Origin of the sequence: Allomuricauda sp. XS_ASV26, from assembly GCF_041224615.1 — a bacterium.
Lineage (GTDB): Bacteria > Bacteroidota > Bacteroidia > Flavobacteriales > Flavobacteriaceae > Flagellimonas > Flagellimonas alginolytica.
In genome coordinates, this window is sequence record NZ_JBGFGK010000026.1 from 176,099 (window position 1) to 190,610 (window position 14,512).

The following is a 14,512-nucleotide window of genomic DNA, read 5'->3' on the forward strand; positions in this document are numbered from 1 at the left end:
TATACTTAAGACGCCGAGGCCCGAGGTTTGTTACACGTTAAATCATTTTTAACAATCTTTAACAAGTATGGAGGTAACTTGGGTCTTGTAAGGAGTTGGGTCTTCGCAAGACCATTAGGTAGGTCCTTAAAAGAAGAAACCCCGGTAAATTTACCGGGGTTGTACATTGATAAGCTATACTAAACACTAACCATTAACTATAAAAATACAGTCTTACCAATGAAGTTTAAGATATAAAAAATAGACGAGTATCTTTATTAAAAGTTACAGTCTACATTAAAGTTTAACACAAAAATTAACAAATGCAAAAAACACTTGTTGTAGGGGCTTCTACAAACCCGAGAAGATACAGTAACACAGCAATTCGTAGGCTGGTCGATAACAAAATTGAAACAACCGCATTTGGGATACGTGGGGGAACTGTATCAGGGGTGCAAGTTAAGGATAACTGGAGTGATTTTCAAAATATTGAGACGGTAACTTTATATCTTAACCCAAAAAACCAAAAGGAATATTATAAAAATATACTGGACCTTAACCCCAAAAGGGTCATTTTTAATCCCGGGACCGAGAACCCTGAGTTTTATCAAATCCTTCAAAATAAGGGTGTTGAGGTGGAGGTCGCCTGTACTTTGGTGCTGCTTGCTACTGGGCAGTACTAGTGTTGGGCAACGGTTCTTTTTTTCGTATTAACCATAAACCAATAAAGGTCAACAAGCCATTTAGCGGCAAAAGTTCGTAGCCAACTTGGTATCCTCCTAGGTAAGAGGCGGGAATATTGGCGATACAAACTATGGATACAACGGACACGAGGGCCACGATCCATACATAATTGTCCTTGATCTTGTGCTTGGTGAAGATGCCGAATGCAAAAAGTCCCAATAGAGGGCCGTAAGTATACCCTGCAACGGTCAACAGGCTATCTATTACGTTGCTGCTCAATATATATTTAAAGGCTATGATCACCAAAATAAGCATCAGGCTCATTACAATGTGGGTTCGTTTTCTGATCTTTTTTTGCTCTTGATCCCCCATTTGCTGAACATTTAAGAAGTCCACACAGAAAGATGTGGTCAAGGAAGTAAGGGCGCTGTCCGCGCTACTGTATGCCGCTGCTATAAGTCCCAACATAAAAGTAACGGACAAGGCCAGGCCGAGCCCCCCGTTCAAAGCAATTTCCGGGAAGAGTAAATCTGTTTTGGGCGAACCATCCATCAATGGAATGCCAATACCTTCTCGCTGTGCAAAAATATAGAGCAATGCACCCAAAAGCATAAACAAAAATGTTACCCCGACCAGAACAAAACTAAAGGATACCATGTTTTTTTGTGCATCTTTCAGTGATTTGCAGGTAAGGTTCTTTTGCATCATATCTTGGTCAAGGCCTGTCATGCAAATGGTAACGAACATACCTCCAACAAAAGATTTGATAAAATAACTTCTATCGAGAAAACTATCGGTCACCCAAAAATCATTATAATTTTTTAATTCTTCAGAGGCTAAAAACTCACCAAAGCTCCATCCCAATTCTTGGTTGATCATAATTATGGATAGGATTACGGCCAAGATCATAAAAAGCGTTTGCAGAGTGTCTGTCCAAACTATGGTCTTTATGCCGCCTTTATTGGTATAGATCCAAATCAGTAAAATGGAAATTACCACCGTAAATTCAAAACGTACCCCAAGGTCATCAAAAACGAATTGTTGCAGAACAATGGCTACAAGGTACAATCTGAAAGCTGCGCCCAAAACCCTCGAGATAAAAAAGAAAAATGCGCCGGTCTTGTGGCTTACTTTGCCAAATCGCTCCAATAAATACTCATAAATAGAGGTGAGGTTCAGCTTGTAGTACAGTGGCAAAAGCACATAAGCGACCACAAAATAGCCGACCAGATATCCCAAAACTACTTGCATGTAGGTCAATTGGCTGTCACCGACCCAACCGGGAACCGATATAAACGTAACCCCGGACAGTGATGCGCCCACCATTCCAAAGGCGACCACGTACCAAGGAGATTGTTTGCCCGCCTTAAAAAAATCGGCGTTGGAGTCGTTTTTACCAGTAAAGTAAGAGATAAGGATAAGCACCAAAAAATACGCGCCTATCAACAATAGAATTTGGGTGGCTGACATAGTTGAAATTTGATTTGCAAAGTAAGAAAGTAAATTGATAATAGTAAAATCGTAATTTTGCAAAAGAAATACTAGTATGGAATTTTCATCTAAGCTATTGGAAAATGCGGTTTACGAGATGTCCCAATTGCCCGGAATCGGGAAGCGGACGGCATTGCGATTGGTGCTGCACCTTCTAAAACAGCCCGAAGAAAGAACCGAGCTTATGGCCCATGCCTTACTTAAGTTGAGAACCGAAGTAAACTTTTGCAGGAACTGCCATAATATTTCCGATACCGAAGTGTGCGAAATCTGTGCCAACCCCAAACGAGACGAAACCATGGTATGTGTTGTAGAGGATATCAGGGATGTTATGGCCATAGAAAATACCTCGCAGTACAATGGATTGTACCATGTTCTCGGAGGGAAGATTTCGCCAATGGAGGGCGTAGGTCCCCAAGATTTGAATATACCGTCCCTAATAAAAAAAGTGAAGGACGGAACCGTGAAAGAATTAATTTTGGCCCTGAGCTCCACCATGGAAGGTGATACCACCAATTTCTACATATATAAGCAATTGGAAGGACTGGAAGTTGCCACCTCCACAATTGCACGGGGTATTTCGGTAGGTGATGAATTGGAATATGCAGATGAGGTTACTTTGGGAAGAAGTATCATTAACAGGGTGCCTTTTGAAACCTCTATTAAAGCAAATTAATGAACATAAACCAAAAATAAGTCGATTTCTTTAGTATTTTTGAAAAATATAAATCAAAATCTCTTCGATAAATACGAATATGTCAAAATTTGAATTGAAATTACCGCAAATGGGTGAGAGTGTTGCAGAAGCTACACTGACTACTTGGCTTAAGGAAGTGGGCGATACCATAGAGATGGACGAAGCCGTCTTTGAAATTGCTACGGACAAAGTGGACTCCGAAGTTCCCAGTGAAGTAGAGGGGGTGTTGTTGGAAAAGCGGTTCGATGTAGACGATGTAATTAAAGTAGGAGAAGTTGTTGCTGTGATCCAAGTGGAGGGAGAGGTGGACAACGTTGCAGACGATGCCGGTGTCCAAGAAGCCCAGGCGGAAGAATCTGCCGAGACCCCAGCAATGGAACTGGAAGCACAAATGGCAGGGGTAAAGGAATCCGTATCTGCATCCGCTCCCGATTTTTCCAGCTCCGAAAGGTTTTATTCGCCCTTGGTAAAAAACATAGCTAAAGAAGAAAAAGTTTCCATGGATGAATTGGAAGCTATTGTGGGCACAGGAAAAGAAGGCCGGGTAACCAAGAATGATATAATGGCCTATTTGGAAAACCGATCCAATGGCAATAAGGTGAACCAGCCCACAACACAGCAAACAGAGGCTAAAGAGGAAAGGGTTTCCGCTCAACAACCAGTACAAACTAAGTCGGTGGATAAGCCGATGGCCGCCAAAGTACCTGTTAAAGCAGGTGATGAGGTAATCCCTCTTTCCCGAATGGGTAAATTGATCGCCCATCATATGGTGGAAAGTATCTCCACATCGGCTCACGTTCAAAGTTTTGTCGAGGTGGACGTAACCAATGTGGTCAACTGGAGAAACAAGGTGAAAAATGCCTTCCAACAGCGCGAAGGAGAGAAATTGACCTTTACTCCAATATTTATGGAAGCTGTGGCCATGGCCCTTAAAAAGTTTCCGATGATGAACATTTCCTTGGATGGGGACAATGTTATCAAAAAGAAAAATATCAACCTAGGTATGGCAGCTGCCCTGCCCGATGGAAATTTGATCGTTCCCGTAATTAAAAATGCCGATCAACTAAACTTGGTGGGTATGGCCAAAACAGTCAACGATTTGGCCAACAGGGCAAGGAATAATCAGTTAAAACCGGATGAGATCAAGGATGGGACCTACACGGTAACCAACGTAGGTTCTTTTGGTAGTGTTTTTGGAACGCCGATCATAAATCAGCCACAAGTTGGAATCCTTGCATTGGGGGCAATTAGAAAAATACCAGCGGTTATAGAGACGGACCAAGGTGAGTATATTGGAATACGCAGTAAAATGTATCTTTCCCATAGCTACGACCACAGAGTGGTAAATGGTGCTCTGGGAGGAATGTTCGTAAAATCGGTGGCAGATTATTTGGAAGCTTGGGACATAAACAGGGAAATATAACGGAAAACCGATCATATTCCTGTCACTATGCTTAATTTAGAAGTCACGTGAATTTTATTTAATAATCCTCACATGCAATTACAATTGACCAAACCTATCTGTTTTTTCGATTTGGAGACCACCGGTACCAACGTCGCAAAAGATAGAATAGTAGAAATTTCGATTTTAAAAGTATATCCCAATGGAAATAAAGAAAGTAAAACCTGGTTGGTGAACCCGGAAATGCCAATACCGGCAGAATCGGAGGCCATTCACGGAATATCCGACGAGAAGGTGGCCAATGAGCCTACTTTTAAACAATTGTCCAAAGAAATTTACGCAATGATCCGCGATAGTGATTTAGCGGGGTTTAATTCCGATAGGTTCGATATACCGTTATTGGCGGAGGAAATGTTGCGTGCTGGGGTGGATTTTGATATGAAGAGCATGGTTTCCGTAGATGTACAGACCATTTTCCATAAAATGGAAAAAAGAACCTTGGAAGCCGCCTATAAGTTCTATTGCGATAAAAACCTGGACGATGCCCACAGTGCGGAAGCGGATACCCTGGCAACATACGAGGTGTTATTGGCGCAATTGGAGCGTTATCCGGAACTCGAAAACGACATAAAAAAACTATCGGAGTTCACCACAAGAAGACAGAATCTGGATTTTGCAGGTTTTATAGGGCTTGATGAAAACGATAACCCTATATTTTCGTTTGGAAAACACAAAGGAAAAACCGTGGACGAGGTAATGGAAAAAGAACCCGGTTACTTTGGATGGCTCCTAAACGCGGATTTCCCCTTGTACACTAAGAAAGTGCTTACCCAAATAAAGTTGAGCAAGCTCAACAATAAATTTTAGGATACATACTCGTAACCCCGAAGAACAAATTATGAAGCTGATTTGTATTGGACGTAATTATGTGGACCACATCAAAGAGTTGAGCAACGAACGTCCGGAAGAGCCCGTGGTGTTCATAAAGCCGGATTCTGCAATTTTGCCCAAAGAGCAGGATTTTTATATCCCGGAATTTTCCAACGATGTCCATTACGAAGTAGAAGTTTTGATCAAGATCAAAAAAGTGGGAAAACATATTTCGCGCGAGTTTGCCCATAAATATTTTGACGAAGTAGGGCTGGGCATCGATTTTACAGCGCGAGATCTACAGGGCAAGTTAAAGGCCAAAGGCCTCCCTTGGGAAAAAGCCAAAGGTTTTGATGGTGCCGCCATAGTTGGAAAGTGGCTGTCCAAGGAAAGGTTCAAGGATATGGACAACCTTAATTTTTCATTACAAAAGAACGACCAAACGGTACAAGCAGGAAATACCTCTTTAATGTTGTGGAAGATAGATGAGATCATAGCCCATGTATCCCAGTATTTTATGTTGAAAAAAGGAGATATCATCTTTACAGGTACGCCGGCCGGTGTTGGTAAAGTAAGCCCAAATGATTACCTTGTAGGTTTATTGGAAGGAGAAAAAATGTTTGATATTAATGTAAGATAATGATTTACAACCTCGATAAGATAAATGAAATGGCGGAAGGTGATGAGGAATTTATCACCTCTGTAATTTCTGTGTTTTTGGAAGAAGTGCCGGAGGATTTGGACAGTCTGGAAAAAGCTATTCATTCCAAGGACTACGAAAACATATATAAGCTCGCACACAAAATCAAGCCCAATGTGGATATTTTGGGCATGGAGCAGACCAGAGCCAAGGCGCTGGAAATAGAAACCTTGGGAAAAACGACCGGGAGCATGCAAGAAATAGAGGCAACCTTCCCTATTCTAAAAAAAGATGTGCTCCAAGTGGTCACGGAATTAAAAAACGACTTTAATTTATAGATGCAAGCCGAAATCATCACCATTGGAGATGAGATTCTCATTGGCCAAATAGTAGATTCCAATTCTGCCTTTATTTCCAAAGAATTGAACAAAATAGGAGTTTCTGTCTATCAGATTACTTCGATTCAAGATGATAAGGAGCATATACTAACATCCCTTAAAGAGGCTGGAGAACGTTCCTCTGTAGTTATACTTACAGGAGGACTTGGGCCAACAAAGGACGACGTTACCAAGCGGACCCTTTGTGACTTTTTTGGGGATGAGCTGGTTCGTAACGATGCTGTACTCAAGCATATCGAAGAACTTTTCAAAAAATACATCACTACGCCCATTTCCGATTTGAACAGGGAACAGGCCTTGGTGCCATCAAAAGCGACGGTGCTCCACAACGAGTTTGGAACAGCACCCGGTATTTGGATGAAAAAGGGAGAGACGGCCTATATTTCGTTGCCCGGTGTCCCATACGAAATGAAAAACCTGTTGGTCAAAGCCGTTCTTCCCAAAATAATCGAAGAATACAACCGACCCCATATTGTACATAAAACCCTTATGACCTATGGTCTGGGAGAGAGTGCGATTGCAGAGAAGATCGAGGACTGGGAGAATAATTTGCCCTCCTTTATCAAATTTGCCTACCTACCCAATCTGGGCAGGGTTAGATTGCGCTTATCCGCAAAAGGATACGATAAAGAAGCGTTGATATCGGCTATAGATGAACAAATACAAAAATTATACCCCCTGATCGGCGATATAATTTATGGGGAAGAAGAAGAGATCGGGAATGTAGAAAAGCAGATAGGTGCATTTTTGAACGATAAAAGGATGACCTTGTCAACTGCAGAAAGTTTTACGGGAGGTAGTATTGCCGAACGGATAACCGCAATTCCTGGTGCTTCCAGTTATTTTAAGGGTAGTTTGGTATGCTATGCCACAGAAATGAAGGTTCGGTTATTGGGCGTTCCACAAGAACTTATAGATAAGCATTCCGTAGTGAGTGAAGAAGTGGCCATTGCCATGGCCGAGAATGTGAAAAGCAAAATGGCAACAGACTTTTCTATAGCCACAACAGGTAATGCCGGTCCTACAAAAGGCGACTCCAATGCCGATGTTGGTACCGTTTATATAGCAATTGGAACACCGTCCGGTACGTTTGCCCATAAATTCGTGATGGGACAGCATAGGGAACGGGTGGTAAAAAAGTCTGTAAACAAGGCTTTTGAGTTGTTGTACAAAGAAATTTTAAATTTCTGAAAAAGAATTTTGTACGTCCCATTAAAATGGTATAAATTTGCAGCCTCAATAAAATCACTCAAATAGTTAGGGAGATGTCTAAAGTTTGTGAAGTAACAGGAAAAAAGGTGATGTTTGGAAACAACGTTTCCTTTTCTATCAATAAGACCAAAAGGAGATTCGATGCAAATATCTCCAAGAAGAGATTTTATATCCCAGAAGAAGATCGTTGGGTAACCTTGAACGTTTCTGCCCGTGGGTTGAAAATCATCAACAAAAAAGGAATCTCTGCTGTCTTAAAGGAAATCAATTCCAAAAAGTAAGTTGTAAAAGCATTTTAAGTACAATACAATGGCAAAGAAAGGAAATAGGGTTCAGGTAATTTTAGAGTGTACAGAGCACAAGGAATCTGGTATGCCAGGTACTTCTAGGTATATTACCACAAAGAACAAGAAGAACACGCCAGATAGGATGGAAATCAAAAAATACAATCCTATTCTTAAGCGTATGACCGTTCATAAAGAAATTAAGTAATCGCTTTTTTACAAAGTAAAGAGCAGAAAAAGATAAGCCATGGCAAAGAAAACAGTAGCAACACTTCAGTCATCATCCAAAAGATTGACAAAGGCCATTAAAATGGTTAAGTCACCCAAAACCGGTGCTTACACATTTGTAGAGTCTGTAATGGCACCAGAATTGGTTAACGACTGGTTGAACAAGCAATAAATAAGGAACGTTTCCTTATTCAAATTATAGAAGCCGCTGATTAGCGGCTTTTTTTATGGCATAAAATTAACGGGTTAATTTTTATTTACCCTATATGTAATCCGTCTGTTGGTAATTACCGAGCCCACTTGGAGTGTAAGTGTAGCAACATCGGAGGTTGTGATGCCACATATGTATCCGTTATTGCTCGTAACCAAACGATACTGGGTGTTGTTTTCGGTGGTAGTTGGTCCAGTAATGGTCAGCGTTGTAGTGGTAGTCCCAGAGTAAATGCCTCCGTCCGTAAGATTTGTCCAAATAGTGCCATTATAGTATTGCCATTGTAACTGGTCGGCTGTTACGGTTGCGGATAAAGCAGTGGTACACCCAGGGCATGTAACTGTATTTGTAGGCTGTGCAGTTATGTTTGGGGCAGAACCTATTTCCCTGTAATCGTATGTGGTGTTCGCATTGTTGTCGGCCGGAGTTGTATATCCGTCCGATCCACTGGTAACCAATCCCTCGATATTTACCGTAACCGGGTTAGGGCCTAAGTAGCCATCATCGTTATTGTCGGTAAACCCAGCTTCGCGAACATCGTTGCATCCATCACCATCTGCATCCAAAACATAGGCGTCGTAGCTGCCATCGGAATCAGAATCAAAAATTGAGTAGGACAAGAGGGCGTATTCGGTGTCTGTATCCTCAATAGTGTTATAAAGCCCATTAGTTCCAGATCCAGCTACGGCTCCATCAATTCTGCCGTCGTTGTTTAGATCTGTAACACCTATTTCACTCAAAACACCAGATTCTACAATATCAAAAATACCGTCGTTGTCGGAATCCAGGTCTAGCTCATTGCTAATGCCATCTCCATCGGTATCACAAATTGCACTGGCGAATAGATTGCCTGTAAACCCTTCAGGTCCGGGGCCTGCTTGATTAGTGATTGTAAAGGTATTGTTGTTTGCGGGAATCCATGGAATGGTGTTGAACGGAGTGCCCCCTTGGGCCTCCATGGGTTCCAATGTCGTAGAGCCGGTATTTCTGGTGCCATATAATTGGATTTCCCCCAATTCATTTACAATTAAACGCAGTCGGGGTATTCCATTTGAGTTGGCTACCCAAGGCTGACTGATAAAACTACCATCGGATTGGAATACAAAATATTCGTCCCCGGCATCCAACGCACCATTTTCAAACTCCAAAACAGAAGGGTGGATTACACTGCCATTAATGTCCAATTGAAAGGAATTGTCCATGGAAGAAAAATCAAGCCGTAAATATTCTGTATCGGTATGATTGATAACAACAGAACGTTCACCTACATTGGACGAGGTCAAGAATGACGTGTTTATGGTAGAACAATACTCTTCCTCATCTGTTATTCCGTCGTTGTCATCGTCCAGGTCAACCGCATCAATTATGCCGTCCCCGTCAGTATCCGTTTGAGGAACAGAGGTGGTTGAAATGGTTATGTTATCTATATAAGCTCTATCGTTGTTGTTGGACCAATCAATTCCTCCCTTGCTGAACCGTATAGTTGTAAGATTGGATATAAAGGCAGTAATGTCTTGATCAAATGTTCCGCTCTGGGTCCCGGAAAAGATATCCAAGGTTGTAAAACTAATACCATCGGAAGATATCTCAACGGCCAGTGTCTCGCCAGGTTCAAGGCTCGATGTTCTCCAATCAAAAGTAAGATTGGCAGTAGAATAAGCACTTAGGTCGGCAGTACGCCTCAAGTTTTCTGTCCAAATGTATCTAAACCTTAACTCGTTGTTGTTTATGCTGATATATCCGTTTGCAGGATTGTTGTTATCGTTAAACTCCAGCCAATCCGTAGTCCAACTTTGGGTACCATCATTGTTGGCATAGGACACATTGCTAAAAGTATCGGAAAATGTATCCTGAGCAAAAATGGTTAAAGAAAAGAACGTAACCATTATGAACAATATCCCTTGCAACGGATTTTTCATATATAATCGGTTAATCTCCGGCCTAAAGATAGCAAGGGTCCGCCAAGCATTCGAAAAAATGTTGCAAAGAGATGATAAGCAATTGTAAAACTTTGATTAATTGAGGTTTGTGTTTTAGCTCATATTGAAATTTCTTTGGGTTTTACTTGGATATTGAGTTGATAAAACTCCCCTTACTTTCCTATCTTTGACCATTCTCAAAGAATACAGGATGAGCTTATTCAAAAATATATTTTCAAAAGACAAAAAGGAGACCTTGGACAAAGGCCTCGAAAAATCAAAGACCAGTTTTTTTGGCAAGTTGGGCAAGGCTGTGGCCGGTAAGTCCAAAGTTGATGATGAGGTACTCGATAGTCTCGAGGAGATTTTGGTCACTTCTGATGTAGGTGTGAACACCACACTTAAAATTATCGACCGAATCGAAGAGCGGGTATCCCGAGATAAATATTTGGGAACAGAAGAACTCAATACAATTTTACGGGAAGAAATAGCCGGGCTGCTCTCGGAAACGGAAACCGGTGAAGATAGTGAAGTCACGGTTCCAAAAGATAAAAAGCCTTACGTGATCATGGTTGTGGGCGTAAACGGTGTGGGCAAAACGACCACGATAGGAAAACTCTCCCATAAATTTAAGAATATGGGCCTTAAAGTGGTGCTGGGAGCGGCCGATACCTTCCGTGCAGCGGCCATTGACCAATTGGAGGTCTGGGCCAAACGTGTGGATGTCCCTATTGTGAAACAAAAAATGGGTAGCGACCCCGCATCCGTTGCCTTCGATACCCTAAATTCCGCAGTCGCGGAACAGGCAGATGTTGTTCTGGTGGACACAGCAGGCCGATTGCATAACAAAGTCAATTTAATGAACGAACTTTCCAAGGTAAAGCGCGTCATGCAAAAAGTGGTTCCAGATGCCCCGCACGAGGTACTTTTGGTATTGGATGGCTCTACCGGGCAAAATGCATTTGAACAGGCAAAGCAATTTACCAAAGCCACCGAAGTCACCAGTTTGGCCGTGACCAAATTGGATGGTACTGCAAAAGGTGGGGTCGTCATCGGTATTTCCGACCAATTCCAGATTCCAGTGAAATACATCGGTGTGGGCGAGGGCATTGAGGATCTTCAGGTGTTCAATAAATATGAGTTTGTGGATTCATTCTTTAAAATATAGCTATGTGCCGGTACCTTTGGTTTGTTTTACTGTTGATCGGATTCATTTCTTGTAAAGATCACAAGGCCAAGACCAACGAAAACATTGTACTCTGGACTCCCTACAACGATTCCACCGAAGTGGCTGCCAATGCAGAGCACGAAAATAAGAGAATGCGCTACAAATTTATCCAAAGTAAGGTCTTGGATAAAAATGAGGTGTTTCTTCCTTTGTATGATGAAGTCTCAAAATTTTATGAAGAACGTTATGAAGCCATGAGACCATTGGTTTTGGAGCAGGACATACCAACTATCCAAAGCCATATCGACCTAGGAAAATTCACTTATGAAGAGTTGGTGCTTTTTTATCTGCATAGAATCTACAAATACGAATTGCCCAACAGTACCACATTAAATTCCATAATCGCCTTAAATCCGAATGTGTTGCATGAGGCACGCCAGTTAGACGAATCACTGGAAATCCATCATCCTATTTATGGTATGCCCATTCTATTAAAGGACAATATCGGGGCCACGGGAATGAAAACGACTGCAGGCGCCATTGCTTTAATGGAAAATGAAACCGATGATGCATTTATTGTGGAACGTTTGAAGGCAAATGGAGCCTTAATATTGGGCAAAGTGAACCTTAGCGAGTGGGCCAATTTTATTTGTGACGGATGTCCGAACGGGCAGAGTGCGGTCGGCGGACAGACCTTGAACCCCTACGGAAGAAGAATTTTTGATACAGGAGGTTCCAGTGCTGGCAGTGGCACATCTGCTGCTGCAAATTATGCCGTAGCAACAGTGGGCACGGAGACTTCGGGTTCCATTTTGTCCCCGTCCGGTCAAAACTCAGTGGTCGGACTAAAACCAACTATAGGCCTCTTGAGCCGAACCGGGATTGTTCCTATATCCAGCACTTTGGACACGCCTGGGCCCATGACAAAAAATGTGACCGACAATGCCATTTTATTGGATGCCATGTTGGGTAAGGATGAAACAGATTACAAATCGGTAAAAGCGGAACCGGGCATTTTATCTGCGTGGAATAATCCGGAGCCTTTAAAGTCAATCCGTTTTGGGGCGATACAAAGTTTAATGGAAGATGATTCCCTGTATGCTGCCGCAGTAGCCAGATTAAAAGAAGTTGGAGCAGAGATTGTAACATTTGAAAACCAAAATTATCACCTGCCCTCTACATTTCTCACCTTATTGGAGGCAGATATGAAGAACGACTTGAAGACTTATTTAGAGACTCAGGTTAAAAATAAAGATGCTGTTAAAATAAGTTCGGTGTTAGACGTGGTAAGTTTTAATGGTAAAGATTCGTTGGTTAGGATTCCATACGGACAATTACGTTTTGAATCCATTCTGCGTGATTCAACATCAGAAGAAAGATTAAAAAGAATAAAAGAGGATGTATTGCTTACGGGAAGAGGCTATTTTGAGCCAATGATCCAGAATGATTTGGATGTTTTGTTAAGCATCAACAATTACCATGCAGGTTACGCAGCTGCTGCTGAATATCCTGCCCTTACCGTTCCCATGGGCTATAAAGCAGATGGTGAGCCCGAAAATTTAACCTTTATAGGTCAACCGTTTTCCGAGGCCCTGCTATTACGAATTGGAAAAGCATTTGAGGATATTACCAACGCTCGAAAAATACCAGAAGGCTATCAAGATTAGTGTAATCGTTTTTGGGATATTGTATCGGTAGAAACCTTCATTTCCAAAAATATATCCCAAATTGATCGTAATGCTCCTTGTTGTTGTATTTTTGCACTCCATTTAAAGAAAATATGCGCACAAAATCGCTCAAAAAGAATAAAATCAACGTGGTGACCTTAGGTTGTAGCAAAAATGTCTACGACTCGGAAGTGTTAATGGGACAATTGCGCGCCAATAACAAAGAAGTGGCCCACGAGGAAGAGGGCAATGTCGTGGTAATCAATACCTGCGGATTTATTGCCAATGCAAAGGAAGAAAGTGTCAATACTATTTTGGACTACGTACAGCGAAAAGAAGCAGGGAAAGTGGACAAAGTGTTCGTAACGGGATGTTTGAGCGAGCGGTACAAACCGGATTTGGAAAAAGAAATTCCCAATGTTGATGAATATTTTGGAACTAGTGATCTTCCCAATTTATTAAAAGCTCTTGGAGCCGATTACAAGCATGAGCTCATCGGGGAACGACTTACCACAACCCCTAAGAATTATGCCTATCTAAAAATTGCGGAAGGATGTGATCGTCCATGTTCTTTCTGTGCCATACCTTTGATGCGAGGAAAGCACCGAAGCACCCCCATTGAGGATTTGGTCTCCGAAGCAGCTAAACTGGCTGCGAACGGGGTAAAAGAGCTTATTTTGATTGCGCAAGACCTAACCTATTATGGCCTTGATCTGTACAAGAAAAGAAATTTGGCAGAATTGCTCCAAGCGTTGGTGAAAGTTGAGGGGATAGAATGGATCCGTTTGCATTATGCCTTCCCAACAGGCTTCCCAATGGATGTTCTGGAAGTAATGCGCAACGAGCCAAAAGTGTGCAATTATATAGATATTCCCCTTCAACATATATCCGATTCCATACTTAAAAGTATGCGGCGTGGGACTACACAGGCGAAAACTACAAAACTGTTGAACGATTTTAGGGAAACCGTACCTAATATGGCCATTCGAACCACTTTGATCGTTGGCTACCCTGGAGAAACCGAACAAGATTTTGAGACCTTGAAACAATGGGTACAAGAAATGCGCTTTGAACGTTTGGGCTGTTTTACTTACAGCCACGAGGAAAATACACATGCCTTTAATTTGGAGGACGATGTTCCCGAAGAAGTAAAGCAAGAACGCGCAAACATTATTATGGAGATCCAATCACAGATTTCCTGGGAATTGAACCAAGAGAAAATAGGGGAGACTTTCCGCTGTATCATCGACAGGAAAGAAGGCAACCATTTTGTGGGCCGCACCGAGTTCGATTCGCCCGATGTGGATAACGAAGTGCTGATCGATGCCACCAAACATTATGTGAAAATCGGTGACTTTGTAAATATCAAGATTACAGATGCATCGGATTACGATTTGTTTGGGGAGCCAGCTTAAAAAAGGGGCTCCGGTGTAATCTTGAAAGTGCCCCTGTTTTTGTCTTAGATCATGAATCTCCGATAAATATTACCGACCGGTAATTATAACATCCAACCTTTGCCGAATGGAATGGGTTGCTTTACATTTTTCTTGTCCACCATACATAAAACTGACAATGATCATGTTAATTAGCGTGGTTGTTGGGTAATTTTAATACTTCAAAATCCGGGACTATAGAAGTTGGGCTACTAGCTTCCATAGCATG

Annotated in this window: 15 protein-coding genes; 13 read left to right on the plus strand and 2 right to left on the minus strand. The window is 41.9% G+C overall.

Features of this window, described 5'->3' with window-relative positions:
- The first annotated feature begins 302 nt into the window (after positions 1-302).
- Positions 303-662 (plus strand): CoA-binding protein, encoded by a 360-nt coding sequence (locus AB9K32_RS01280; protein ID WP_224837757.1) that lies wholly within the window; start codon positions 303-305, stop codon positions 660-662.
- On the opposite strand, the gene AB9K32_RS01285 is transcribed toward AB9K32_RS01280, so the two are convergent.
- Entirely contained in the window at positions 646-2,133 is a 1,488-nt protein-coding gene (locus AB9K32_RS01285) for a sodium:solute symporter (RefSeq protein ID WP_224837756.1), read from the minus strand. The genes AB9K32_RS01280 and AB9K32_RS01285 overlap by 17 nt on opposite strands.
- Positions 2,134-2,209: 76 nt before the next feature.
- On the opposite strand from AB9K32_RS01285, the gene recR reads away from it, so the two are divergent.
- The 9 genes from recR to AB9K32_RS01330 all read left to right on the plus strand — a co-directional run bounded on the left by recR (position 2,210) and on the right by AB9K32_RS01330 (position 8,057).
- Positions 2,210-2,830 carry a recombination mediator RecR gene (gene recR, locus AB9K32_RS01290; RefSeq protein ID WP_224837755.1) on the plus strand — a complete coding sequence of 207 codons (621 nt, stop codon included), beginning with the start codon at positions 2,210-2,212 and terminating at the stop codon, positions 2,828-2,830.
- 79 nt (positions 2,831-2,909) lie between these two features.
- A complete protein-coding gene (locus AB9K32_RS01295) occupies positions 2,910-4,274 on the plus strand; it encodes a dihydrolipoamide acetyltransferase family protein (protein ID WP_369884123.1) in 1,365 nt (454 codons plus the stop codon).
- A 72-nt stretch (positions 4,275-4,346) separates the two neighbouring features.
- Positions 4,347-5,120, plus strand: a complete 774-nt coding sequence (locus tag AB9K32_RS01300; RefSeq protein ID WP_224837753.1) for a 3'-5' exonuclease — start codon at positions 4,347-4,349, stop codon at positions 5,118-5,120.
- A 31-nt stretch (positions 5,121-5,151) separates the two neighbouring features.
- On the plus strand, positions 5,152-5,763 hold the full coding sequence (locus tag AB9K32_RS01305) for a fumarylacetoacetate hydrolase family protein (protein WP_224837752.1): 612 nt from the start codon (positions 5,152-5,154) through the stop codon (positions 5,761-5,763).
- The gene (locus tag AB9K32_RS01310) at positions 5,763-6,101 is read left to right on the plus strand and encodes an Hpt domain-containing protein (protein WP_224837751.1); all 339 of its coding nucleotides are present in this window, start codon (positions 5,763-5,765) and stop codon (positions 6,099-6,101) included. Before AB9K32_RS01305 ends, AB9K32_RS01310 begins: the two co-directional genes overlap by 1 nt.
- Positions 6,102-7,352, plus strand: a complete 1,251-nt coding sequence (locus AB9K32_RS01315) for a competence/damage-inducible protein A (protein ID WP_338196014.1) — start codon at positions 6,102-6,104, stop codon at positions 7,350-7,352.
- Positions 7,353-7,426: 74 nt separating this feature from the next.
- Positions 7,427-7,654, plus strand: coding sequence for a 50S ribosomal protein L28 (gene rpmB, locus AB9K32_RS01320; RefSeq protein ID WP_100817573.1), 228 nt, complete (start codon positions 7,427-7,429; stop codon positions 7,652-7,654).
- Positions 7,655-7,682: 28 nt separating this feature from the next.
- Positions 7,683-7,865: a 50S ribosomal protein L33 gene (gene rpmG / locus AB9K32_RS01325; protein ID WP_100817574.1), complete on the plus strand. Its 183-nt coding sequence runs from the start codon at positions 7,683-7,685 to the stop codon at positions 7,863-7,865.
- A gap of 39 nt (positions 7,866-7,904) precedes the next feature.
- Positions 7,905-8,057 (plus strand): DUF4295 domain-containing protein, encoded by a 153-nt coding sequence (locus tag AB9K32_RS01330; RefSeq protein WP_224837749.1) that lies wholly within the window; start codon positions 7,905-7,907, stop codon positions 8,055-8,057.
- Positions 8,058-8,131: 74 nt separating this feature from the next.
- Here AB9K32_RS01330 and AB9K32_RS01335 read toward each other — a convergent pair whose 3' ends face one another.
- Positions 8,132-10,015, minus strand: a complete 1,884-nt coding sequence (locus AB9K32_RS01335; RefSeq protein ID WP_369884124.1) for a hypothetical protein — start codon at positions 10,013-10,015, stop codon at positions 8,132-8,134.
- A gap of 211 nt (positions 10,016-10,226) precedes the next feature.
- Between AB9K32_RS01335 and ftsY the strand changes: the two genes are divergently transcribed.
- The 3 genes from ftsY to rimO all read left to right on the plus strand — a co-directional run bounded on the left by ftsY (position 10,227) and on the right by rimO (position 14,265).
- On the plus strand, positions 10,227-11,183 hold the full coding sequence (gene ftsY / locus AB9K32_RS01340) for a signal recognition particle-docking protein FtsY (protein ID WP_224837747.1): 957 nt from the start codon (positions 10,227-10,229) through the stop codon (positions 11,181-11,183).
- A 2-nt stretch (positions 11,184-11,185) separates the two neighbouring features.
- Positions 11,186-12,850: an amidase family protein gene (locus AB9K32_RS01345; protein ID WP_369884125.1), complete on the plus strand. Its 1,665-nt coding sequence runs from the start codon at positions 11,186-11,188 to the stop codon at positions 12,848-12,850.
- Positions 12,851-12,963: 113 nt separating this feature from the next.
- The gene (rimO, locus tag AB9K32_RS01350) at positions 12,964-14,265 is read left to right on the plus strand and encodes a 30S ribosomal protein S12 methylthiotransferase RimO (RefSeq protein ID WP_369884126.1); all 1,302 of its coding nucleotides are present in this window, start codon (positions 12,964-12,966) and stop codon (positions 14,263-14,265) included.
- The last annotated feature ends 247 nt before the right edge of the window (positions 14,266-14,512 follow it).

Excerpts from the sequence above, each read along its gene's own strand:
- recR (WP_224837755.1), top strand. The coding sequence starts at position 2,210 with ATGGAATTTTCATCTAAGCTATTGGAAAATGCGGTTTACGAGATGTCC.
- AB9K32_RS01345 (WP_369884125.1), top strand. The coding sequence starts at position 11,186 with ATGTGCCGGTACCTTTGGTTTGTTTTACTGTTGATCGGATTCATTTCT.
- rpmG (WP_100817574.1), top strand. The coding sequence starts at position 7,683 with ATGGCAAAGAAAGGAAATAGGGTTCAGGTAATTTTAGAGTGTACAGAG.
- AB9K32_RS01330 (WP_224837749.1), top strand. The coding sequence starts at position 7,905 with ATGGCAAAGAAAACAGTAGCAACACTTCAGTCATCATCCAAAAGATTG.
- ftsY (WP_224837747.1), top strand. The coding sequence starts at position 10,227 with ATGAGCTTATTCAAAAATATATTTTCAAAAGACAAAAAGGAGACCTTG.
- AB9K32_RS01285 (WP_224837756.1), bottom strand. The coding sequence starts at position 2,133 with ATGTCAGCCACCCAAATTCTATTGTTGATAGGCGCGTATTTTTTGGTG.
- rimO (WP_369884126.1), top strand. The coding sequence starts at position 12,964 with ATGCGCACAAAATCGCTCAAAAAGAATAAAATCAACGTGGTGACCTTA.
- AB9K32_RS01315 (WP_338196014.1), top strand. The coding sequence starts at position 6,102 with ATGCAAGCCGAAATCATCACCATTGGAGATGAGATTCTCATTGGCCAA.
- AB9K32_RS01310 (WP_224837751.1), top strand. The coding sequence starts at position 5,763 with ATGATTTACAACCTCGATAAGATAAATGAAATGGCGGAAGGTGATGAG.
- AB9K32_RS01300 (WP_224837753.1), top strand. The coding sequence starts at position 4,347 with ATGCAATTACAATTGACCAAACCTATCTGTTTTTTCGATTTGGAGACC.
- rpmB (WP_100817573.1), top strand. The coding sequence starts at position 7,427 with ATGTCTAAAGTTTGTGAAGTAACAGGAAAAAAGGTGATGTTTGGAAAC.
- AB9K32_RS01295 (WP_369884123.1), top strand. The coding sequence starts at position 2,910 with ATGTCAAAATTTGAATTGAAATTACCGCAAATGGGTGAGAGTGTTGCA.
- AB9K32_RS01305 (WP_224837752.1), top strand. The coding sequence starts at position 5,152 with ATGAAGCTGATTTGTATTGGACGTAATTATGTGGACCACATCAAAGAG.
- AB9K32_RS01280 (WP_224837757.1), top strand. The coding sequence starts at position 303 with ATGCAAAAAACACTTGTTGTAGGGGCTTCTACAAACCCGAGAAGATAC.
- AB9K32_RS01335 (WP_369884124.1), bottom strand. The coding sequence starts at position 10,015 with ATGAAAAATCCGTTGCAAGGGATATTGTTCATAATGGTTACGTTCTTT.